Source organism: Bradyrhizobium sp. B124, assembly GCF_038967635.1.
GTDB lineage: Bacteria > Pseudomonadota > Alphaproteobacteria > Rhizobiales > Xanthobacteraceae > Bradyrhizobium.
Map to the genome: position 1 here is coordinate 3838170 of NZ_CP152413.1, position 20935 is coordinate 3859104.

22 protein-coding genes are annotated in these 20935 nt (G+C 65.8%); 10 read left to right on the forward strand and 12 right to left on the reverse strand.

What is annotated here, in order from left to right:
• Nucleotides 1-120: 120 nt before the first annotated feature.
• Nucleotides 121-1779 carry an electron transfer flavoprotein-ubiquinone oxidoreductase gene (locus AAFG13_RS18460; protein ID WP_229164863.1) on the reverse strand — a complete coding sequence of 553 codons (1659 nt, stop codon included), beginning with the start codon at nt 1777-1779 and terminating at the stop codon, nt 121-123.
• Between the two features lie 192 nt (nt 1780-1971).
• Between AAFG13_RS18460 and AAFG13_RS18465 the strand changes: the two genes are divergently transcribed.
• Nucleotides 1972-2781 carry a uracil-DNA glycosylase gene (locus tag AAFG13_RS18465; RefSeq protein ID WP_342713356.1) on the forward strand — a complete coding sequence of 270 codons (810 nt, stop codon included), beginning with the start codon at nt 1972-1974 and terminating at the stop codon, nt 2779-2781.
• Nucleotides 2782-2875: 94 nt separating this feature from the next.
• On the opposite strand, the gene AAFG13_RS18470 is transcribed toward AAFG13_RS18465, so the two are convergent.
• The 4 genes from AAFG13_RS18470 to AAFG13_RS18485 all read right to left on the reverse strand — a co-directional run bounded on the left by AAFG13_RS18470 (nt 2876) and on the right by AAFG13_RS18485 (nt 7318).
• Nucleotides 2876-4381 carry a glycosyltransferase family 39 protein gene (locus tag AAFG13_RS18470; RefSeq protein WP_342712917.1) on the reverse strand — a complete coding sequence of 502 codons (1506 nt, stop codon included), beginning with the start codon at nt 4379-4381 and terminating at the stop codon, nt 2876-2878.
• Between the two features lie 260 nt (nt 4382-4641).
• On the reverse strand, nt 4642-5418 hold the full coding sequence (locus AAFG13_RS18475) for a ribonuclease HII (protein ID WP_342712918.1): 777 nt from the start codon (nt 5416-5418) through the stop codon (nt 4642-4644).
• Between the two features lie 78 nt (nt 5419-5496).
• Complete coding sequence (locus AAFG13_RS18480) at nt 5497-5943, reverse strand: VOC family protein (protein WP_342712919.1); 447 nt, start codon at nt 5941-5943, stop codon at nt 5497-5499.
• Nucleotides 5944-6139: 196 nt separating this feature from the next.
• Nucleotides 6140-7318 (reverse strand): PA0069 family radical SAM protein, encoded by a 1179-nt coding sequence (locus AAFG13_RS18485; protein ID WP_342712920.1) that lies wholly within the window; start codon nt 7316-7318, stop codon nt 6140-6142.
• Nucleotides 7319-7481: 163 nt separating this feature from the next.
• On the opposite strand from AAFG13_RS18485, the gene AAFG13_RS18490 reads away from it, so the two are divergent.
• Together AAFG13_RS18490 and AAFG13_RS18495 are read left to right on the forward strand one after the other, a co-directional pair.
• Nucleotides 7482-8051 carry a glycosyl transferase gene (locus AAFG13_RS18490; protein ID WP_342712921.1) on the forward strand — a complete coding sequence of 190 codons (570 nt, stop codon included), beginning with the start codon at nt 7482-7484 and terminating at the stop codon, nt 8049-8051.
• 93 nt (nt 8052-8144) lie between these two features.
• On the forward strand, nt 8145-9086 hold the full coding sequence (locus AAFG13_RS18495) for a helix-turn-helix domain-containing GNAT family N-acetyltransferase (RefSeq protein ID WP_212315529.1): 942 nt from the start codon (nt 8145-8147) through the stop codon (nt 9084-9086).
• 124 nt (nt 9087-9210) lie between these two features.
• Here the strand turns inward: AAFG13_RS18495 and moaB are convergent, their stop codons facing one another.
• Nucleotides 9211-9774 carry a molybdenum cofactor biosynthesis protein B gene (moaB, locus tag AAFG13_RS18500; RefSeq protein WP_342712922.1) on the reverse strand — a complete coding sequence of 188 codons (564 nt, stop codon included), beginning with the start codon at nt 9772-9774 and terminating at the stop codon, nt 9211-9213.
• A 134-nt stretch (nt 9775-9908) separates the two neighbouring features.
• The gene (locus AAFG13_RS18505) at nt 9909-10844 is read right to left on the reverse strand and encodes a neutral zinc metallopeptidase (protein WP_212315533.1); all 936 of its coding nucleotides are present in this window, start codon (nt 10842-10844) and stop codon (nt 9909-9911) included.
• 380 nt (nt 10845-11224) lie between these two features.
• On the opposite strand from AAFG13_RS18505, the gene AAFG13_RS18510 reads away from it, so the two are divergent.
• The 3 genes from AAFG13_RS18510 to AAFG13_RS18520 all read left to right on the forward strand — a co-directional run bounded on the left by AAFG13_RS18510 (nt 11225) and on the right by AAFG13_RS18520 (nt 13742).
• A complete protein-coding gene (locus tag AAFG13_RS18510) occupies nt 11225-12358 on the forward strand; it encodes a site-specific DNA-methyltransferase (protein WP_097672884.1) in 1134 nt (377 codons plus the stop codon).
• 237 nt (nt 12359-12595) lie between these two features.
• Nucleotides 12596-12922, forward strand: a complete 327-nt coding sequence (locus tag AAFG13_RS18515) for a hypothetical protein (protein ID WP_212315535.1) — start codon at nt 12596-12598, stop codon at nt 12920-12922.
• Nucleotides 12923-13055: 133 nt separating this feature from the next.
• A complete protein-coding gene (locus tag AAFG13_RS18520) occupies nt 13056-13742 on the forward strand; it encodes a glutathione S-transferase family protein (protein WP_212315537.1) in 687 nt (228 codons plus the stop codon).
• 67 nt (nt 13743-13809) lie between these two features.
• Here the strand turns inward: AAFG13_RS18520 and AAFG13_RS18525 are convergent, their stop codons facing one another.
• Both AAFG13_RS18525 and AAFG13_RS18530 read right to left on the reverse strand, forming a co-directional pair.
• Nucleotides 13810-14031, reverse strand: coding sequence for a DUF1127 domain-containing protein (locus AAFG13_RS18525; protein ID WP_342712924.1), 222 nt, complete (start codon nt 14029-14031; stop codon nt 13810-13812).
• Complete coding sequence (locus tag AAFG13_RS18530) at nt 13991-14434, reverse strand: nuclear transport factor 2 family protein (RefSeq protein ID WP_342712925.1); 444 nt, start codon at nt 14432-14434, stop codon at nt 13991-13993. The genes AAFG13_RS18525 and AAFG13_RS18530 overlap by 41 nt, the downstream gene beginning before the upstream one ends.
• A 150-nt stretch (nt 14435-14584) precedes the next feature.
• Between AAFG13_RS18530 and AAFG13_RS18535 the strand changes: the two genes are divergently transcribed.
• A complete protein-coding gene (locus AAFG13_RS18535) occupies nt 14585-15499 on the forward strand; it encodes a LysR family transcriptional regulator (protein ID WP_212315540.1) in 915 nt (304 codons plus the stop codon).
• A gap of 167 nt (nt 15500-15666) precedes the next feature.
• Here the strand turns inward: AAFG13_RS18535 and AAFG13_RS18540 are convergent, their stop codons facing one another.
• Complete coding sequence (locus AAFG13_RS18540; RefSeq protein WP_342712926.1) at nt 15667-16287, reverse strand: glutathione S-transferase family protein; 621 nt, start codon at nt 16285-16287, stop codon at nt 15667-15669.
• A 172-nt stretch (nt 16288-16459) separates the two neighbouring features.
• Here AAFG13_RS18540 and AAFG13_RS18545 point away from each other — a divergent pair, with 172 nt between their 5' ends.
• The gene (locus AAFG13_RS18545) at nt 16460-17728 is read left to right on the forward strand and encodes a flavin-dependent oxidoreductase (RefSeq protein WP_342712927.1); all 1269 of its coding nucleotides are present in this window, start codon (nt 16460-16462) and stop codon (nt 17726-17728) included.
• 160 nt (nt 17729-17888) lie between these two features.
• Here the strand turns inward: AAFG13_RS18545 and AAFG13_RS18550 are convergent, their stop codons facing one another.
• Together AAFG13_RS18550 and mutY are read right to left on the reverse strand one after the other, a co-directional pair.
• Nucleotides 17889-18308: a PaaI family thioesterase gene (locus tag AAFG13_RS18550; RefSeq protein ID WP_212315545.1), complete on the reverse strand. Its 420-nt coding sequence runs from the start codon at nt 18306-18308 to the stop codon at nt 17889-17891.
• Nucleotides 18309-18376: 68 nt separating this feature from the next.
• Entirely contained in the window at nt 18377-19489 is a 1113-nt protein-coding gene (mutY, locus tag AAFG13_RS18555) for an A/G-specific adenine glycosylase (protein WP_342712928.1), read from the reverse strand.
• Nucleotides 19490-19630: 141 nt separating this feature from the next.
• Between mutY and AAFG13_RS18560 the strand changes: the two genes are divergently transcribed.
• Both AAFG13_RS18560 and AAFG13_RS18565 read left to right on the forward strand, forming a co-directional pair.
• A complete protein-coding gene (locus AAFG13_RS18560) occupies nt 19631-20110 on the forward strand; it encodes a DciA family protein (RefSeq protein ID WP_342712929.1) in 480 nt (159 codons plus the stop codon).
• 122 nt (nt 20111-20232) lie between these two features.
• Nucleotides 20233-20889, forward strand: a complete 657-nt coding sequence (locus tag AAFG13_RS18565) for a DsbA family protein (RefSeq protein ID WP_050403998.1) — start codon at nt 20233-20235, stop codon at nt 20887-20889.
• Nucleotides 20890-20935: the final 46 nt, after the last annotated feature.

Sequence of the window (20935 nt, forward strand, 5' to 3'; positions counted from 1 at the left end):
TTCCGCTTCACCATTGTATCCGGCGGTGCAATCCGGCCGCTCCACACGACGAGAGGACAAGCGGACGCTGCGACCGGCCTCACGCAAATGTGGTCGGCCGCGTCAGCCTCACCCTTGGCCTTACATCGCCTCGTAGTTCGGCCCGCCGCCGCCCTCCGGAGGAACCCAGGTGATGTTGCCGTTGGGGTCCTTCACGTCGCAGGTTTTGCAGTGGACGCAGTTCTGGGCGTTGATCTGGAAGCGCGGGCCGGCCGATTCCTCGACCCACTCATAGACGCCGGCCGGGCAATAGCGGTTGGAGGGACCGGCGAACACGTCGTGCTCCGACGTCTTCTGCAGATTCATGTCGGCGACCTTGAGATGGACCGGCTGGTCCTCCTCATGGTTGGTGTTGGACAGGAACACCGACGACAGCTTGTCGAACGAGATCTTGCCGTCCGGCTTCGGATAGGCGATCGGCTGGTGCTGCTTCGACGGATCGAGCGTCTTGCGGTCGGGCTTGGCGTGCGACTGGGTGCCGAACAGCGAGAAGCCGAGCGTGTTGCACCACATGTCGAAGCCGGAGAGCGCCATTCCGAGCAGGTTGCCGAACTTCGACAGCAGCGGCTTGGCATTACGGACCTTGAACAGGTCCTTGCCGATCGCGGACGAACGCCAGGCATTCTCGTACTCGACGAGTTCGTCATTGGCGCGGCCGGCGCCGAGCGCGGCCGCGACGTGCTCGGCGGCGAGCATGCCGGAGCCCATTGCATTGTGGACGCCCTTGATGCGCGGGACGTTGACGAAGCCGGCCGCGCAGCCGATCAGCGCGCCGCCCGGGAAGGAGAGCCGCGGCACCGACTGGTAGCCGCCCTCGGTGATGGCGCGCGCACCATAGGCAAGCCGCTTGCCGCCCTCGAACAGCTCGCGGATATCGGGATGCGTCTTCATCCGCTGGAATTCGTCGAACGGCGACAGGTACGGGTCATTGTAGTTCAGATGCACGACGAAGCCTACCGCGACGCGGTTGTCGTCGTAATGATAGAGGAACGAGCCGCCGCCGGTCTTGTCGTTCAGCGGCCATCCCAGCGTATGCTGAACCCGTCCCTTGCGGTGCTTGGCCGGATCGATCTGCCAGACCTCCTTGAGCCCGATGCCGAATTTCGGCGGCTCGGAGTTGGCGTCGAGCTTGAACTTCGCGATCAGCTGCTTCGACAGCGAGCCGCGCGCGCCTTCGGCGAACAACGTGTACTTGCCGAGCAGCTCCATGCCGCGGGTGTAGGAATCCTTGTGGCTGCCGTCCTTGGCGATGCCCATGTCGCCGGTCGCGATGCCGCGCACCGCGCCCTTGTCGTCATAGAGCACCTCAGTGGCGGCAAAGCCCGGGTAGATCTCGACGCCAAGCGCTTCCGCCTTCGGCGCCAGCCAGCGGCAGACATTGCCGAGCGAGCCGATATAGTTGTGATGATTGTGCATCAACGGCGGCATGATGAAGTTCGGAATGCGGAACCAGCCTTGCGACGTCGTCCAGTAGAAGCGGTCCTCCTTGACCTGCGTCTTCAACGGACAGTCCGCGTCCTCGCGCCAGTCCGGGATCAGCCTGTCGAGCGACACCGGATCGATCACCGCACCCGACAGGATGTGCGCGCCGACCTCGGAGCCCTTCTCCACCACAACGATCGAGAGCTCGGGATTGAGCTGCTTCAGCCGGATCGCGGCCGACAGGCCCGACGGGCCGGCGCCGACGATGACGACATCGAATTCCATAGACTCGCGCGGGGGAAGGTCTTCAGCACTCATGATCTTGATCTCAGCCCATTGAGAACGCTTCTAAGCTTTTCAAAAGTCGTTGTTTCCGATTTTTGGCGGAAGGACAACCATGGAATTGCGCTTCCATGGCTTTGCACGGCCCGGATACCGCAGAGAATAATCTTTTCCGAAATCGAGCCTCCACTTTTCTCCGCCATGCTCTAGATTGCAGCCATCATGGCCCTGACGCCCGAGCCCACCCCTACACTGCAGCAATTGCTGGCCTTTTACCTCGAGGCCGGGGTCGATTGCGCGCTTGGCGACGAGCCGATCAACCGGCTGGAAGAGCCCGAGCCAGTTCCCGCCCCCGCCGCGCCGCGTCCAGCCGCACTCAATCCGCTGCGCCCGCCACCGATGCCGGTCGTTCCGCGCAGCGAAATCACCATCGCGCCGGACGCCGCAATCGCCTCCGCGCGCGAGGCCGCACGCACCGCGCCGACGCTTGAGGCCTTGCGCACGCTGATGGAGACATTCGACGGCTGCGCGCTGAAGCACACCGCGACCCGGCTGGTGTTCGCCGATGGCAATCCGCAGGCGCGCGTGATGTTCGTCGGCGAGGCGCCGGGCCGCGACGAGGACATCGATGGACTGCCGTTCGTCGGCCGCTCCGGCAAGCTGCTCGACCGCATGATCGCGGCGATCGGGCTCGACCGCAGCAAAGCCTATATCGCCAACGTCATTCCGTGGCGGCCGCCGGGCAACCGGACGCCGACGCCGCAGGAGACGCAGGTGTGCCTGCCCTTCATCCAGCGCCATATCGAGCTGGTGAATCCCGACGTGCTGGTGACACTCGGCAATCCGTCGACGCAGGCATTGCTCGGCACGCGCGAGGGCATCATGCGCACGCGCGGCAAATGGATCGATTACGACACTGGCACGCGCACGATCCGCGCCGTCGCCACCTTCCATCCGGCCTACCTGCTGCGCTCGCCGTCGTACAAGAGATTGTCGTGGCAGGATTTGCGCGCGATCGCGAAGGTGCTTGCTTCGTAGGATGGGTAGAGCGCAGCGAAACCCATCATTAGCGCAGCGGGCATCAATCGATGGGTTTCGCTTCGCTCTACCCATCCTACAGATCGACTGATCCCTACCCCTTCGGCCGCACGATCGCCCAGCCGATCCGCAGAACCGGCTGCCGGCCATTGACCAGCCGGTCGAACGAGCGCGGCACTTCCGGCACCAGGCCGGGGAAGCGTTGCGCGAGTTCGGGCGGCGGCGTGCCGGCGGTGTCCTGCGCGCGCCAGACCACGACGCCGCCGGTCTCGTTGAACTTTGCGACCGACAGCCACGGCGTCCGTTGCGGCGCGGCGTCGAGCAAAAGATGCGGACGGCGCCCGTTCATCGCGATCAGGCTGGCGAGCTCTGGATCGCCGGCGACCGCGCGCAGGCGCTGGTTGGTGCGGCGTTCATAGCTGTCGTCGAAGAAGCGTCCCATCGCGGCTGCCGGGAGCGAGGTCGGCACCTCGGTGGTGCTGGTCCAGGGCAGGAACAGCGCCGCCGCCAGTGCGACCGCGGCAGGCGCCGCGACAGCGAAGGCCCACACCGAGCGCAACAGCCGCTGCCGCCTGAGATGGATCAGATCGCCGGTCGCGACGACGACCGCGAGCCCCGACATCAGCAGCGCCACGCCGGCGCCGCCGAAGGCGCGATCCAGATCGAACAGCCCGGAGACGAAGCTGCTCACGATCGCCGGCGCAAACGCGAAGAAATAAACGAAGTGCTGCGCCAGCGGACTGACCGGCGGACGGTAGATGATCGGGGCATCCTCACGGTCGCGGGCGAACCAGCGCGAATTGAGGATCGCCAGCACCACGATTCCGGCGGTCGCCACGATCAGCCCGCCGAGCACGACGCCCCAGCGCAGCGCGCGCGCCTTGAGATCGGCAGCCGCGGGCAAGGCCGGCAGCGCCAGCACGTCGGCGCGGACCAGCCAGATCAGATAGGGCAGCGCCAGCACGATGATGACCAGCAGCGCATAGAGCGGATCGACCGCGCGCAGCGTGCGTCGCCCGCGCTCGGTTGCGAGCGCAAAGCCGACCACGAGCAGGATCATGCCGAGCGCTGCCGGCGTCGTCAGCAGCAGCAGGCCGCAATCGATCGACCAGGCGAACCAGGCGGCGCGCCGGTTCTGCCCGATCAGCTGCCAGGAATGCAGCAGCAGGAGCGCCCACAGCGGACGCGCCAGGATCAGCGGGCCGAACTCGACGCTTGGCGAGGAAAACACCACGACCGTCATCGACAGCAGCACCGCCAGCACGCCCTGCGGGCCGCCGACGATGGCGCGCGCCAATTGGTAGAAGGCGATGAAGGTGGCGATCTCGCAGACCTGCGCCAGCAGATAGACACCGAACACGTGATTGCCGGCGGCGCGGAAGGCGATGTCGGCGAGCCAGAACGAAAGCGGCGGCCCCATGTCGGTGCCGACCTGATACTCACGGCCGAAGGCGAGGACGGTGGCGAGATTGCCGGGCGGGCTGCCGTAGAAGATCAGCGGCAGAAGCAGCCAGATCGCGGCCTGCACCAGCACCACGACCCACACCACGAGGCGCGGCCGGGCGCGAATCAGTTCGACAACCAGGGAGGTAAACCGCATGAAACGCCCGAAATGCCCCAGCCACCCGCACGTAGCGGCGTCATCTGATCCCGAGGGTTCTGATAAACGGCGGCGACGGTGGAGGCAACGGTGTCGCGCCAGACTGCACTGTAAAGTCAGTCTCCGTTGTCATCACCCGCGAAAGCGGGTGATCCAGTACGCCGCGGCGGCTGGGCTTGAACACAACGGTCTCTGGAATACTGGATCGCCCGGTCGAGCCGGGCGATGACAGTCGAGATGGTGGCTCGTGCCCGACGATCCTACGCCGCCGCGGACGCCGCGGCTTCGCTTTCCGCGTCCACCGTGAACAGGTCGGGCTCGGCCGGGATCGGGAAATGCTTCAGCCGCGCGGCGACGACCGGCGCGAAGAAGCTGCGGTGATGGGTGCTGGGGCCGAGCCGGTCAAGCGCCTCGAGGTGCTCAGGCACGCCATAGCCCTTGTGCTGCTCGAAACCGTAGCCGGGGCAATCCAGCGCCAGCGCACACATCAGGCGGTCGCGCGTCACCTTGGCGATGATCGAGGCCGCTGCGATCGAGGCCACGATGCCGTCGCCGCCGATCACGGCGTCGCAGTCGCAGGGTGTGGCGAGCTTGTCGCGGCCGTCGACGAAGACGTGTTTCGGCATTTCCGGCAGCGCATGGACGGCGCGCGCCAGCGCCCACAGCGAGGCGCGCAGGATGTTGTCGCGGTCGATTCGCGCCGGCGAGGCCACCGCGACCGAGAACGCTGCGGTGGCGCAGATTTCCTCGAACAGTTCCTCGCGGCGCTCGGCGGTCAGCCGCTTGGAATCGTCGAGGCCCTTGGGAACACGAGCAGGATCCAGCACCACGGCGGCGGCGACCACGGGACCCGCCAGCGGGCCGCGCCCGGCCTCGTCGCAGCCGGCGACCGGCCAGATACCGCGCTTGATCAGCGCACGCTCGCGCCGAAAGCTCGGCCGCGTCACCGCGATGACGCGCTTGGCCGGCCTGGCTGATTTCGCCGGCGCCTGCTTCGGCGTGGCTTTTGACGCGCTTTTGGCTTTATCCCGAATCATGCGGGGATGGTGATCAAGCCGGCTCCGCGGCGCAACCGGGAACCCGACGCCCTTCCCCGTTATTCAATTCGGCTCGCTCTAATCCGGAATGGACACCCGCCCGCTATCGAGAACCTCGAAGCCCGGCGCGCGCACCACTTCCCAGGCGTGGCCGTCGGGATCGCCGAAATAACCGCAATAGCCGCCATAGCTCGTCGGCTGCGCGGGCTTGAGCAATGCGGCGCCTTTCGACAGCGCAAACGCCATCACACGATCGACCTCGGCATCGTCGTTGCAGTTCCAGGCAATCGCAACGCCGCGGAACGCTGAAGGCCGCGGCTGATCGGGCAACCCGGCGTCGGCGGCGAGCAGATGCCACGGGAACAGCCCGAGCACGGTGCCGCCGGTCTCGAAGAAGGCGACCTCCTCGCCGGTCGCGCGCATCTTTCTGGTGAAGCCGAGCGATTCGTAGAAGGCGATGCTGGCGCGCATGTCGCTGACGCCGAGCGTGAGGACGGTAAAGCGGGCGGTCGGGGCGTTACTCATTGTTGCACTCACTTTATTTGTGACGTTGCCATTTTATGACGTCGTCGCGATCTTGCTTCTTCGTAGCCCGGATGGAGCGAAGCGTAATCCGGGAAAGTTTTGGCCGCGGACGCAAGGCCCCGGATTTCGCGGAGCCTGTCATCGGCCGCGCGCGTTCGCGCGACCCGTTGGCTGCATCCGGGCTACGGGCTTCCACCTAGAACAAACTGAGCTGCTGCCCGCTGCGCTTCGGTTTGGCGAAGTGATCGGTGGTCAGCTTGGTGCGACGCTTGTTGAGGCCGAGCTTTTCGCAGGCGATCTCGAAACGGCGACCGATCATCCAGGCCATCGGGCCGGTGCCCTTCATCCTTGTGCCCCATTGCGAGTCGTAATCGCGGCCGCCGCGCATGTCGCGGATCAGCGTGAAGACATGACGATAGCGGTCGGGATAGTTCGCCATCAGCCATTCGCGGAACAGATCGCGCACCTCGAGCGGCAGCCGCAGCAGCACATAGCTCGCCTCCTTGGCGCCGGCATGCACGGCGGCATCGAGGATGCGCTCGATCTCGGAATCGTTCAGCGCCGGGATCACGGGCGCGACCATCACCGTGGTCGGGATGCCGGCATCAGCGAGCCGCTTGATCGCCTCGAGCCGTTTCGACGGGGTCGAAGCGCGCGGCTCCATGGTGCGGGCGAGCTTCGGGTCGAGCGTCGTCACCGAGAGCGCGACCTTGGCGAGATTGCGTTTGGCCATCCGCGCCAGGATGTCGATGTCGCGGGTCACCAGCGCCGACTTGGTCACGATACCGACCGGATGCCCGGCGCGCTCCAGCACCTCGAGGATGCCGCGCATGATTTTGCGTTCGCGCTCGATCGGCTGATAGGGATCGGTGTTGGTGCCGATCGCGATCATCCGCGCCTCGTAGTCGGGCGCCGCCAGCTCCTTCTCGAGCAGCGCGGGCGCATCCGGCTTGGCGAACAGCTTGGATTCGAAGTCCAGCCCCGGCGACAGGCCGAGATAGGCGTGGGTCGGCCGCGCGAAGCAATAGACGCAGCCATGCTCGCAGCCGCGATAGGGATTGATCGAGCGGTCGAAGCCGATATCGGGCGAGTCGTTGCGGGTGATCACCTTGCGCGAGGTGTCGAGCGCCACACTGGTCGAAAACGGCGGCAGGTCTTCGAGGCTCTGCCAGCCGTCGTCGAAGGCAACCCGCGCTTCTGCCTCGTAGCGGCCGCTGGCGTTGGACTGCGCGCCGCGGCCGCGCCGCCGCTCGCGCTCGATCGCGACCGCAAGCTCGGGAAAAGGGGCAGGAACAGGTGAAGGTGCACCCGCCGGGTTATCGGAGGGCGCCGTTACCGGCGGGTGCTTGAGGGCATGAGAGGATGCTCGGCTCATGCTTTGAAGCTAACACAGCCCGAGAACAAATCAAGAACAAGAGCCGAGAAAATCCACAAAGTGATGGCGTAAAAATCTGCAGGCGAAAAGGCTGCTTTGAATATGACAAGGTGATAACACGGCCGGAGTTTCTCCACCGTTTGAGCCAGCGAAGCCTCAAATCATGCTGAGCGTGATCATCCCCACCGACGGAGTCGAGCGCACCGCAGTCGCAACGCTCGCGGCGCTGGTGCCGGGCGCGGCCGCCGGCGTCATCCGCGAGGTGCTGCTGGTCGACCGCACCAACAGTGATGTGATGGAGCGCGTTGCCGACATCGCCGGCTGTCACTTCCTGCGTTTCGAGGGCACCCGCGCTGCGGCGCTCGCCGCAGGCGCGCGGCAGGCGCGTTCGCCCTGGCTGATGTTCTTGCATCCGGGCGCGGTGCTCGATGCCGGCTGGATCGAGGAGACCACCCAGTTCATCCAGATGGTGGCGGCGAGCGGCAAGGACCGCGCCGGCATCTTCCGCTACGCCCGCGCGCCCTATACCGACCCCCGTCTGCGCGACGGCCTCAAATTCGTCGCCCGGATGATCACCGGCCCCTCGGCCGAACAGGGCCTCTTGATCGCACGCGAGCACTACGAGCGGATCGGCGGCTACCGGCCGGACGCCCGCCGCTCCGAGGCGCGGCTGCTGCGCCGGCTCGGCCGCTCTTCGCGCACCATGCTGCGCAGCCGGATCATGGTGGCGTAAGGCATATCCAAGCGAAGTAGGCACCGGTTCGCGCGCAGCAAACGCGCCAGAAAGCGCTTGCGGATTATTTGATTCCGTCAAATAATATGTTTGATGAAATCAAACTCCCATGACACCGCCCTCGAGAGTCAGGTCGCTGCGGTCCGCGGCTTCAGCCGGTTCTATACCCGCAAGCTCGGCATCATCGAGCCGAAGCTGCTGCACTCCCCGTACACGCTGCAGGAAGCGCGGATCATCTACGAGCTCGCGCATCGCACGGACTGCACCGCGACGGATCTGGTGCGCGATCTCGACCTCGATGCCGGCTTCGTCAGCCGGACGCTACAGGCACTGCAGCGCCGCCAGATCGTGACCCGCAAGCCGTCAAAGGCCGACAAGCGCGTCAACGAGGTGGCCCTCACCGCCAAGGGCCGCACCGCTGCCGCCGATCTCGACCGCCGCTCGCGCAGCGAGGTCGGGGCGCTCTTGAAGCAGATGGACGGCGACCGCCGCGCCGCGGTGGTGCGTGCCATGAGCACGATCGAGCAATCGCTGGAGCCGCCGGCCGAGAAGCCGGTGAGTTTCCTGCTGCGCAGTCATCGCGTCGGCGACATCGGCTGGGTGATCTCGCGACAGGGACGCGCCTACGCCGAAGAGTACGGCTGGGACATCAGCTACGAGGCATTGGTGGCCGAGATCTGCGCGCAGTTTCTGCGATCGTTCGATCCGGCCTGCGAGCATTGCTGGATCGCGGAGGTCGACGGCGAGCCGGTCGGCTCGGTCTTCCTGGTCAACGGCGGCGACGGGGTCGCCAAGCTGCGGTTGCTCGCGGTGGAGGAGAAGGCGCGGGGGCTCGGCGTCGGCCGCGCGCTGGTCGACCAGTGCGTCCGCTCCGCGCGCGAGATGGGCTACACGAAGATGACGCTGTGGACCCAAAGCATTTTGGTCGCCGCGCGCGGCATCTATGCGCGTGCCGGTTTCCAGCGGGTCAAGGAAGAGAAGCACCACAGTTTTGGCGTCGACCTGGTCGGGGAAACCTGGGAGCTGGAGCTTTAGGACTCAATATCCCGTCATTCCGGGGCGCGCGAAGCGCGAGCCCGGAATCCATTTTGCCGCAGGTCATGCGGGGCGATGGATTCCGGGCTCATCGCTGCGCGATGCCCCGGAATGACAGTGGAGACTACGCGCTCGCGCCCTTCGCCTTCGGGCGGCGCAGATGTTCATCCAGCCGCGGCATGATCTCGACGAAGTTGCAGGGCCGCGTGCGGTAGTCGAGCTGCGCGGCCAGAATGCCGTCCCAGCCGTCGCGGCAGGCGCCGGGCGAACCGGGCAGGCAGAAGATGAAGGTCGCGCCCGCAACGCCGGCGGTGACGCGACTCTGGATCGTCGATGCCCCGATCTTGGCATGGCTCAGCATGTGGAAGGCGATCGAAAAGCCGTCCATCCGCTTCTCGAACAGCGGCTCGACCGCCTCCGGCGTCACGTCGCGGCCGGTGAAACCGGTGCCGCCGGTGCTGATGACGGCATCGACGCCCGGGTCCGCGATCCAGCGCCTGATCACGGCCCTAATCGCCTCGACATCGTCGGTGACGATCTCGCGCGCTGCGAGCTTGTGGCCGGCCGCGGTGAGACGGTCGGCCAGCGTGGTGCCCGACTTGTCATCCGCCAGCGAGCGGGTGTCGGAAATCGTCAGCACCGCGATGTTGAGCGGGACGAAGGTTTTGGATTCGTCGATCGAAGACATTTGCACCTCTTTCCAGCTCCACAGCCGTCATCCTGAGGTGCGAGCGGAGCGAGCCTCGAAGGATGGGTCACGGGCGCTTCATCCTTCGAGGCTCGCCGAGAGGCGAGCACCTCAGGATGACGCGATCTAGAGAGCTACCCACCCCCACCGAACGTGTTGCAGGCCTGCACAGTGCCCTGCTGGTAGCCGGTCATGAACCATTGCTTGCGCTGCGCGGCCGAGCCGTGGGTGAAGGAATCAGGCACCACCCTGCCCGTCGCCTGCCGCTGCAGCGTGTCGTCGCCGATCGCGTTCGCCGTGGTCAGCGCGGCGTCGATGTCGCCGGCCTCGAGGAAGCCCGGCCGCTTCTTCTCCTCGCGGTTGACCCAGACGCCGGAGAGACAATCGGCCTGCAACTCGACCTTGACCTGAAGCGCGTTGGCCTCGGCCTTGCTGCCGGCCTGCTGCTGCAACCGGTTCACCCGCGGGATGATGCCGAGCAGGTTCTGGATGTGATGGCCGGCCTCATGCGCGATGATATACGCCGCGGTGAATTTGCAGGCGTTGCCCGAGCAGCCGCGGAAGCGCGTCTCGACCTCGCGGAAGAAGCCGGTGTCGAGGAAGATGGTCTTGTCCGGCGGGCAGTAGAACGGTCCCATCGCCGACTGCGCCATGCCGCAGCGGCCGCCATTGGTGGCGTTGCGGAACAGCACGATCTTCGGACCGGTGTAGGTCTGGCCCGAGGCCTGGAAGATCTCGCTCCAGCGATCGTCGATTTCGCCGAGGATACCGGCGATCATGCTGCCCATCTCGTCGGTCGGCGCGCCGCGCTTGGCCTGCCCGCCCGACGACTGCCGATCGGTCTGATAGGTCGGCGCCTGGCCGCCGCCGGTGAGAATCTCGGCGCCGCCGATCAGGATGCGCGGATCGATGCCGAAGGCGTAGCCGAGCAAGCCGAGCACGATGACCGTGCCGATGCCGAGCCCGCCACCGCCGCCCATCGGAATGCCGAAGCCGCCACCACCGCCGCCTCCGCTGTCGTCGCGACGGTCTTCGACATCGTCGCTGCGGCGGAAATCATCATAGCGCATGGCGGTTTCCCTTCATTCCAGTCGGCGCCCCAATGCGGGACACACCAACCTAAAATTTCCATTCTGTTAATCAATATCCTGCCCGGCAAAAATTGCCTAGTCCGCAGACGTGCATCCTTTGCAGTGCGAACACTGCAAGCAGCGGCCAATTTACCGGCCGAACCGTGCCGGTTTGATGATCCGCAAAATTTTTCGCCGAACGCGCTGATGTTGCAGCACAACGCAAACGACAATGCGCCACGCCGTTCAAAAGCTGCTGCAATCTTTTGCATGAACATTTCCAATTAAGTCGATTTTTACTTTGCCGGGTCAATGTGGCGCCAGTCGGTTGTTTAGTCCCGCGTCGCCGACAGCGTCGCCTGAGTCAGAGTTCTTGAGTCATGGTAGTGTCGCGTCGCGGGGCGTCTGCAAGGGCGCCCCGCACTAAATTTGAGAGTGCCCCGTCGAGCCACATCGTCATTGGCGATTGCGTGGCCGAGTTGTCGAAGCTTCAGGCCGGCTCGGTCGACCTGGTCTTCGCGGATCCTCCCTACAATCTGCAGCTCAAGGGCGATCTCAAGCGCCCCGACGAATCGCATGTCGATGCCGTCAACGACGACTGGGACAAGTTCTCGTCGTTCGCTGCCTATGACGATTTCACCCGCGCCTGGCTGCTCGCCTGCCGCCGCGTGATGAAGCCGTCTGCAACGCTGTGGGTGATCGGCTCCTATCACAATATCTTCCGCGTCGGCGCGATCATGCAGGACCTCGGCTTCTGGCTCCTGAACGACATCGTGTGGCGCAAGTCCAATCCGATGCCGAATTTCCGCGGCCGCCGCTTCACCAACGCCCACGAGACCATGATCTGGGCCGCGCGCGACGAGAAGGCCAAGGGCTACACCTTCAATTACGAAGCGCTGAAGGCGTCCAATGAGGACGTGCAGGCGCGCTCCGACTGGTTGATCCCGCTGTGCACCGGCGAGGAACGCCTCAAGGGCGACGACGGCAAGAAGGTCCATCCGACGCAGAAGCCCGAGCAGCTGCTCGCCCGCGTGCTGCTGTCGTCGTCGAAGCCCGGCGATCTCGTGATCGATCCGTTCAACGGCACCGGAACGACAGGCGCGGTCGCCAAAAGGCTCGGCCGCAACTATATTGGCTTCGAGCGCGACCGGACCTATGCCGCCGCCGCCGAAGCCCGCATCGCCGCGATCGAGCCGCTGCCGGCCGAGACCTTGGCCCCGTTCATGACCGCGCGCGAGGCGCCGCGGGTGGCATTCTCCGAACTGATCGAACGCGGCATGATCGTGCCCGGCGCCAAACTCGTCGATGCCAAGAAGCGCCACGGCGCCCTGGTGCGCGCCGACGGCGCCATCATGCTCGGCGACAAGGTCGGCTCGATCCACCGCATCGGCGCGGTCGCGCAAGGCTCCGGCGCCTGCAACGGCTGGACCTTCTGGCACGTCGAGACCAAGACCGGCCTCAGGCTGATCGACGAACTGCGCGCCGAGATCCGCTCCGGCATGGCGGTGGGCTGAGCAGGCACGCGATCCGGATTATCCTTCCTTCGTCATTCCGGGGCTCGCGAAGCGAGAACCCGGAATCCATCGCCCCACATAAACCGCGGCCCAATGGATTCCGGGCTCGCCGCTTCGCGGCGCCCCGGAATGACGCGTTGGGACAGATGACGCCGTCTTGAACGCAGGCCGCCTTGTTGCGCCACCGCGGCGGGCCTACATTGACGTCCGTCACTTGCCGTTTCGATTGGTCGCCCGATGCGAAGACAATCCGAGACCTTGCTGCTGGTGCCGCTGTTGCCGATCTTCCTGCTCGGCATGTTTCCGATGCTGCTGATCGGCCTGCTCGGATTCTTCGGCCTGATCATTTTCGGCATCCTGCTGGTCTGCGTCGGCCTCACGCTCGCCCTCGAGGCGCATGGCGAGTTCAATGAAGAGATCATCGTGCACGGCCATGTCCGCGGCTCCGAGCGCGCGACGCAGCTTTCCAACCTGCACGCCGCGACCCGCTCCGCCGCCGTGCTGGACGTCGCGGGCGTGGCACTGATCGTCGCGGGTATCCTGGGCTTCTTCTGGGCCGGCTGACCGGCGCGCCGCGCGACCCTGATTCACAAACTCGTCGCTTGCGCATTGCAGCGAATTTTGCGCATGAGGGGCCAAGCGGCCTTGCCCTGCCGCGTCCCGATCTCGCCGGTCACAGAACCAAGGGAGTCCCTTCATGATCAAATTCTATTTCAACGGTGCGCCGAACCCGAACAAGGTTGCCCTGTTCCTGGAAGAATCCGGCCTGCCGTTCGAGGCGATCCCGGTCGACACCCGCAAGGGCGAGCAGTTCGCGCCGGAATTCCTCAAGGTCAATCCGAACGGCAAGGTGCCAGCGATCGACGATGACGGGGTGCTGGTGTTCGACTCCAACGCCATCCTGCTTTACCTCGCCGAGGAGAACGGCAAGTTCCTGCCCGCCAACACGCCGGCCAACCGCGCCGCGACGCTGTCCTGGCTGATGTTCATCGCAACCGGCCTCGGCCCCTATTCCGGCCAGGCGGTGCATTTCAAGCATTTCGCGCCGAAGGACCTCGATTACGCCAACAACCGTTACCAGTACGAGGCGCATCGCCACTACAAGATCCTCGACGATCACCTGGCGAAATCACGCTACATGGTCGGCGACAGCTACACGATCGTCGACATGGCGTTCTGGGGCTGGGCGCGGATGGCGCCGTTCATCCTCGGCGAGGAAGGCTACGCCAAATATCCGAACGTGAAGCGGCTGGTCGACGAGATCTCGGCGCGGCCGGCAGCGGCGCGCGCGATCGCGCTGAAGGACAAGCACACCTTCAAGACGGAGATGGACGACGCGGCCCGCGACATCATGTTCGGCCACCTCAAGTCCAAGGTGGCATAAGCACTGCGCAGGGTGGGCAAGGACGCACAGCGCCATGCCCACCCTGCATGCGGCGATCGTTTCGCTCTCACGGCGGCCAGTACGGCCTGCCCTTGTCATAGCGGCCGTGGTCGACGACGTCGGCGCGGCAGATCCCGATATCCTGCAACTCGCGTTCGCTCATGGCGGCAAGCTGCCGCCATGCGCGCCGGTTCTCACGCCACTGCCGGATCCAGGCGAGCGCCGCCGCGACTGCGGCAGTCAGTGCTTCAACCCGCCGCGCGAACCGCGGCCGCCGGAAACGGACCAAGTGCCTTCTCGGTCAGCACCGAGTCGCAATATTCCCGGATCTCCTTGATCCGGCCGCCGTCGAAGCGAAACACCAGGCAATAATCGTTGTCGTAGCGCTGGCCTTCCTTGGTGAGGTTGTTGCCCTTGGCCTCGACCGCGACGATGTCGCCGTCGGCGATGAAGCGATGGGCGATGGTGCGGCCACGCTCCACCAGCCTGGAGCGGACGTGGCCGTGCAGGTCGTTCATGATCGATTGCTTGCCGGTAAAGGTGCGCGCCCAGGAATATTGCCCGGTCACGGTCCAGATCGCATCGTCGGCGAGATTTGCCACCAGCAGCGATTTCTCGCGCACTGCGGGATCGGGATCGCCCGCGATTGCGAATATCTCCTGCACCAGTTTCTTGTTGTCGGCTGCGCTCATGGCGCGTCTCCTTGCGATGAATTGGCTCTGACTTGAGGCGTTTGCCACGGTGAACCACTATCGGTTTCGGTGAAAACGCCTTGCCTCCAGACCATGCAGCGCCAGCGTGCATTCTTCCAATCGATAGATGGTCTGATATATATTCACCCGATGAATTTGAATTCGCTTGACCTCAATCTGCTGGTCGCGCTCGACGCTCTGCTGCGCGATGCCAATGTCAGCCGCGCCGCGATGCGGCTCAACCTGTCGCAGCCGGCGACCAGCCACGCGTTGCAGCGGCTGCGCGACCTGATCGGCGATCCGCTGCTGGTGCGCAACGGCGCGCGGATGGAGCTGACGCCGCGGGCGCAGGCGCTGCGTTCACCGCTGGCGCAGGCGCTCGACCAGGTGCGCACGCTGTTCGTATCCGATGATTTCGATCCGGCGCGCAGCGAGCGGCATTTCCGCCTGATGATGCCCGACCTCGCCGTCGAGCTCCTGATGCCGCGGCTGATGGAGAAGGTGACGCAGCTGGCGCCGAACGTCACCATCGACGTGGTGCCGTGGCGGAGCTCCCCGATCTTCACCCCCGACTTCGCCCGCACCATCGATCTCGTGATCTCGATCGGCAATTCCTTCAAGGGATTTCACCGCCAGCGGCTCTACACCGACATCGATGCGCTCGCAGTGCGGCGCGGCCATCCCGCCGGCGTCAAACTCAGGAAGCGCGAGGCGTTCCTGGCCGCGCGGCATGTCGCCGTGATCATCCGCGGCCACAACGAGGATCTGATCGACACCTGGCTGCGCGCCAAGGGCATCCAGCGGCGGATCGCGCTGGTGGTGCCGGGCTATATCGAGGCGCTGCACGTCACCGCGCGCACCGACCTCGTCGCCTTCGTGCCGCGCCGGCTGATCTCCGCGCTGGCAAAACAACTATCGCTGGTAACGGTAACGCCGCCGCTCGATCCCGGCATCGACGAGCAGCACATGTTCTATCCGACCCGGGCGCAGATGGATCCCGGTTCGATCTGGCTGCGCCGGCTGATGCTGGAGACCGGACGCGAGTTGGAGACGCGGAAGGTGTGAAGGCGCTCTCTCTCCGCGCGTCGTCCCGGCGAAGGCCGGGACCCATAACCACAGGGTTGCGTTGTGAGAGCGAGCTGCGGCCCCAGCGTCGCGCGACAATGATCGTTGGTGGTTATGGGTCCCGGGTCGCGCTGCGCTTGCCCGGGACGACACCGAATTTCTCGCGCTTACACCTTCTGCTCAGCGAGCACCTTCTGCACCGCCGGCCGTTGCTCCATCGCGGCGCGATGCGCCTTCACCTTGGGCAGGGTCGCGATGTCGACGCCGTCGCCATCGAGCCAGAGGGTCAGCGTGTAGAGATAGGCGTCGCCGACCGTGTAGCTGTCGCCCATCACCCACGGACCCTTCAGCATGTCGCGCTCGATCAGGTTGAAGCAGGCGCCCATGGTCTTCGGGACCATCGTCTTCATGTCGGCGAACGACGTCTCCTGCGTCGCCCAGCGCGCGCCGCGCATCTTGTGGGCATGGCAGACATGCACCGTCGAGCAGAGGTAGGAATTGAAGGCCTGCAGCCTGGCGAATGCGAAGGCGTCGTCGAGCGGCGCGAGCTTCGCCTGCGGATAGGTCTGCGCGATGTAGGCCAGCATCGCCGGCGTCTCGGTGAGCACGCCGTGGTCGGTCACCAGCGTCGGGACGCGGCCCTTCGGATTAATCTTCAGATACTCCGGGCTGTTCTGCTGGTTGATCTTGAAATCGAGCCGCTCGACCGAATAGGGCGCGCCGGCCTCGGCCAGCGCAATGTGGGACGCGAGGGCGCAGGTGCCTGGGGCGGTGTAGAGCTTGAGCATGTCGTTGTCCTCTGCGGGCCTTGTCGGTTCGTTGCGAACCCGGCCTGGCTTGTTATGAGATGCGGCGGACGTTAGCGGCAGCCCCCCTTGCCGTCCACCCCGCGCGGTGCCGCGGACCTTGCCCGCAGCCGGGCCGCCATGCGATGACCATGGCCAATCGAGAGGGCTTTTCATGACTGTGCTGATTGCAGGTGGCGGAATTGGCGGGCTGACGCTGGCGCTCAGCCTGCACCAGATCGGCGTGCCCTGCCGCGTCTTCGAAAGCGTGCCCGAGCTGCGGCCGCTCGGCGTCGGCATCAACGTGCTGCCGCATGCGGTGCGCGAACTGATCGAGCTCGGCCTGCACGATGTGCTCGACACATCCGCGGTGCGCACCCGCGAGCTCGCCTATTTCTCCAAGCACGGCAAACCGATCTGGAGCGAGCCGCGCGGCCTCGAGGCCGGCTATAAATGGCCGCAGTTCTCGATCCATCGCGGCCGGCTGCAGCAGCTGCTGCTCGATGCCGCGACCGAACGGCTGGGACGTGAGAACATCCTGACCAGCCATCACCTCACCGGCTGGACCGAGACCGCCGACGGCGTCCGCGCCGACTTCGTCGACAAGGCGACCGGCAAGCCGGCCGGCAGCCATGGCGGCGCGGTGCTGATCGCCGCCGACGGCATCCATTCGGCGGTGCGCGAGAAACTCTATCCGCAGGAGGGGCCGCCGATCTGGAACGGCCGCATCCTGTGGCGCGGCATCACCCGCGGAAATGCCTTCCTGACCGGCCGCACCATGATCATGGCCGGCCACGAGACCCTGAAATTCGTCTGCTATCCGATCTCGAAGGAAGCCGGCCCCGACGGCAAGTTCGACCTCAACTGGGTCGCCGAACGCCACATGCCGCCGACCTATCAGTGGCGCCGCGAGGACTATAACCGCACGGCCAAGCTCGACGAGTTCCTGCCGTGGTTCGAGAGCTGGAATTTTGACTGGCTCGACGTGCCCGGGCTGATCCGGAACTGTCCGCATGCCTACGAATATCCGCTGGTCGATCGCGACCCGATCCCGCAATGGACCTTCGGCCGCGTCACGCTGATGGGCGACGCCGCGCACCCGATGTACCCGATCGGCTCCAACGGCGCCTCGCAGGCGATCCTCGATGCGCGCACGCTGACGCGGGAGATTTTGGCGCATGGCCCGACGCAGGCGGCGCTATTGGCCTATGAGGCCGAGCGGCGTCCGGCGACGACCGATCTCGTGATGCTGAACCGCCGCAACGGTCCGGAACAGGTGATGCAGCTGGTCGAGGAGCGCGCACCCAACGGCTTTGGCGTCGTCACCGAGGTGCTGTCGCAGCAGGAGCTGGAAGACATCGCCGCCAACTACAAGCGCGTCGCCGGCTTCCAGGTCGAGGGCCTGAACGCCAAGCCGCCGATCGTGCAGCGGACGGGAGCCTAAGGGCTGCGTGACTTGAAGCAGCTTCATATCCCGTCATCCTGAGGAGCGCGAAGCGCGTCTCGAAGGATGCACGGCCCCGCCGGTGGCCGTCGACCCTTCGAGACGCGCGCGAGATGCGCGCTCCTCAGGGTGACGGGATAGGGCTGGAGCGCAAGCGGCTCTACCGCAGCGCCCGCGACGCTTCCACCAGGCGGATGCTGCTGCTCGCGGTGGCGAGCAAACTGCCGTCCGCGGCGGTCAACCGGCCCTCGACGAAGGCGATGGTCTTGCCGAGCTGCGTGACGGTCGCCTCGCCGGTGATCGGTCCGGGTTTCGCGGGTGCGAGAAAATTGACCGTCATCGTGATCGTCGTGGTGAAGAGCCTGCCCTCGGTCATGATGAACACCGCCGGGCCCATCGTGTCGTCGAGCATCGCCGAGAGCATGCCGCCCTGGATGAAGCCGGCCGGATTGCAGAAATCCTGCTTGCCGTCGAACACGATCCTGATCCAGCCGTCCTGCGGACGTGCGTCAGCCACGTGCCAACCCAGCAGCTTAGCGACGGGCGGCATCGGGATGCGGTCGAGTGCGGTTGCGATCATGGCGGCCTCCGTGTTGGAAGTCATAGCCGAGACCTGCTGCCAGCATGGTGTCAGCAGGTCGTCTCCCCCTAGAGATCCAGCCCGTGTGCGATGGCCTTGCGCATCACGTTCGGAAACGCCTCGCCATCCAGCGTCGCCACCGGCACCCAACGCATGCCGACCGGCGCGCGGGTCCGCAGCGGAACATTGGCCGTGTAGACCACGAGCTCGAGCGGAAAGTGCGTGAACACATGGGTGACCACGCCGGTCTTGCGGTGCCAGCGCGTGACGCCCTTGAGCTCCGGCGCCTGCGCCAGCGCGGCGGCATCCGCCTGCCCGGCAAGCCATTGCGATCCCGGCACCTCGGTCATGCCGCCAAGCAGGCCTTTGTCCGGGCGCGAACGCACCAGAAGCTCGCCGCCGCGCGTCACCACGAAGGCGGCGCCGCGGCGCAGCGTGCCGCTCTTCTTCGGTGCCTTGCGCGGGAACGTCTCCTGGTCGCCGCGGGCGCGGCCTGCGCAATCGTGATTCAGCGGACACAATGCGCAGGCCGGCTTCTTCGGCGTGCAGATGGTGGCGCCGAGATCCATCAGCGCTTGCGCGCTGTCCCCGGCGCGGGAGTTCTCGTCGCCGGCGCGGGACGGGCCGAGCAATGTCGCGGCCAACTCCTTGATCAGCGGCTTGGCCTGCGGCAGCGCCTCCTTGATGGCGTAGAGCCGGGTGACGACGCGCTCGATATTGCCGTCGACCGGCATGGTGCGACGGTCGAAGGCGATGGCGGCGATCGCCGCCGCTGTGTAGGGCCCGATGCCGGGCAGCGCGTGCAGCGCGTCCTCGGTGTCCGGAAAGACGCCGTCATGGTCGCTCAGCACCGCAACCGCGCAAGCGTGCAGGTTGCGCGCCCGCGAATAATAGCCGAGCCCGGCCCACATCCTTAAGACGTCGTCGAGCGAAGCGCGGCCGAGCGCCGTCACGTCGGGCCAGCGCGACAGGAATTTCTCGAAATAGGGTCCGACCGCCCTGACCGTGGTCTGCTGCAGCATGATCTCGGACAGCCAGACACGGTACGGATCGGCCCGCTCCCCCGCCTCCGCACGCCACGGCAGCCGCCGGCGATGCCGGTCATACCAGGCAAGCAGCCGCGCCGGACGGCTGGCTTGCTGGTCGGTCGATTTGGTCTTGGCGGCTGCGCGAGAGCTCATGGACGTATCTTAAGGCAAATCTTGCGACGTCGTGCCCGGGCCTGACCCGGGCATCCACGTCTTTCTTATCCCTGGACGGAAGCGCGGCCACATTGATGAACACGGTTTCGGCCGCATCGCCACTGCTGCTATAACCCCGTCATGCCCAGACCCGGCCCGATCAGCGCAAAGCCCCTGTCGATCCTGCTCAGCGACGTCTTCACCGACGCCTATGCCAAGCAGGGCTTTGCCGCGCGCGAACTGGTGACGCGCTGGACCGAGATCGCGGGCGAGCGGATCGCGGCCTATTGCGAGCCCTTGAAGATCCAGTGGCCACGGCCGGTCGAGGCCCAGCCGCAGGAGCCGGCCACGCTGGTGCTGCGGGTCGAGGGGCCGATGGCGCTGGAGATCCAGCACTCCTCCGACGTCATCCTGGAGCGCGTGAACCGCTTCTTCGGCTGGCACGCGGTCGGCCGCCTGACGATCCGGCAGGCGCCGCTTTCGCGCCGCGCCCCCCCGACCCGGCTGCGCCAGCCCGACGCCAAGGACGTGGCCCGGGAGGCGGCAAATCTTGCGGCCGTCGAGGACGATGATCTGCGCGCCGCGCTGGCCCGGCTGGGTGCCTCGATCAAGCGAAATTGACGCTTTTCGCAGGCTCGGCCGCGAGATCCCGGCATTGCCACAATGGTCGTTTCGAGCTAGCGAAGGCTTCTTTTCGGGACCCTCTTCATTCTGGCGTGAATGCGCCAATCCGGGAGCTGACCTTGATCATCACGCGCCGCGCTTTCACCACCGCTCTCTCGCTGACCGGGCTTGCCGCCCTCGCCGGGCTGTCGCCGCTGCGCCTGATCACGGACGCGTTCGCGCAGACCGCCGCCGAGGTCGCCAAGCCGCAATCGCTGCCGGACATGGGGCTCGGCCCGCAGGACGCCAAGGTGACCATCATCGAATACGCCTCGATGACCTGCCCGCACTGCGCCAATTTCAACGAGACCGTGTTCCCGAAGATCAAGTCGACCTACATCGACAGCGGCAAGGTCCGCTACGTGTTCCGCGAATTCCCGCTCGACATCAAGGCCGCCGCCGGCTCGATGCTGGCGCGCTGCATCGCCAAGGACGACGCGCCGAAGTTCTTTGCCGTGATCGACCTGCTGTTCCGCCAGCAGAACGACTGGGTGGTCAAGAACACCACCGAGACGCTGACGCGGATCGGCAAGCAGGCCGGCCTCAGCCAGCAGCAGGTCGAGGACTGCCTGAAGGATCAGACGCTGCTCGACAAGATCGCCGCCGACCAGAAATACGCCAACGACGTGCTGAAGGTGAACTCGACGCCGACCTTCTTCGTCAATGGCGAGATGCTGAAGGGCGAGACCTCGTTCGAGGAGTTCAGCAAGCACATCGACCCGCTGCTGAAGAGCTGATCACGCGCCCCGCGAATCCGACGTCGTCGTGCCCGCGTTCGAGTCG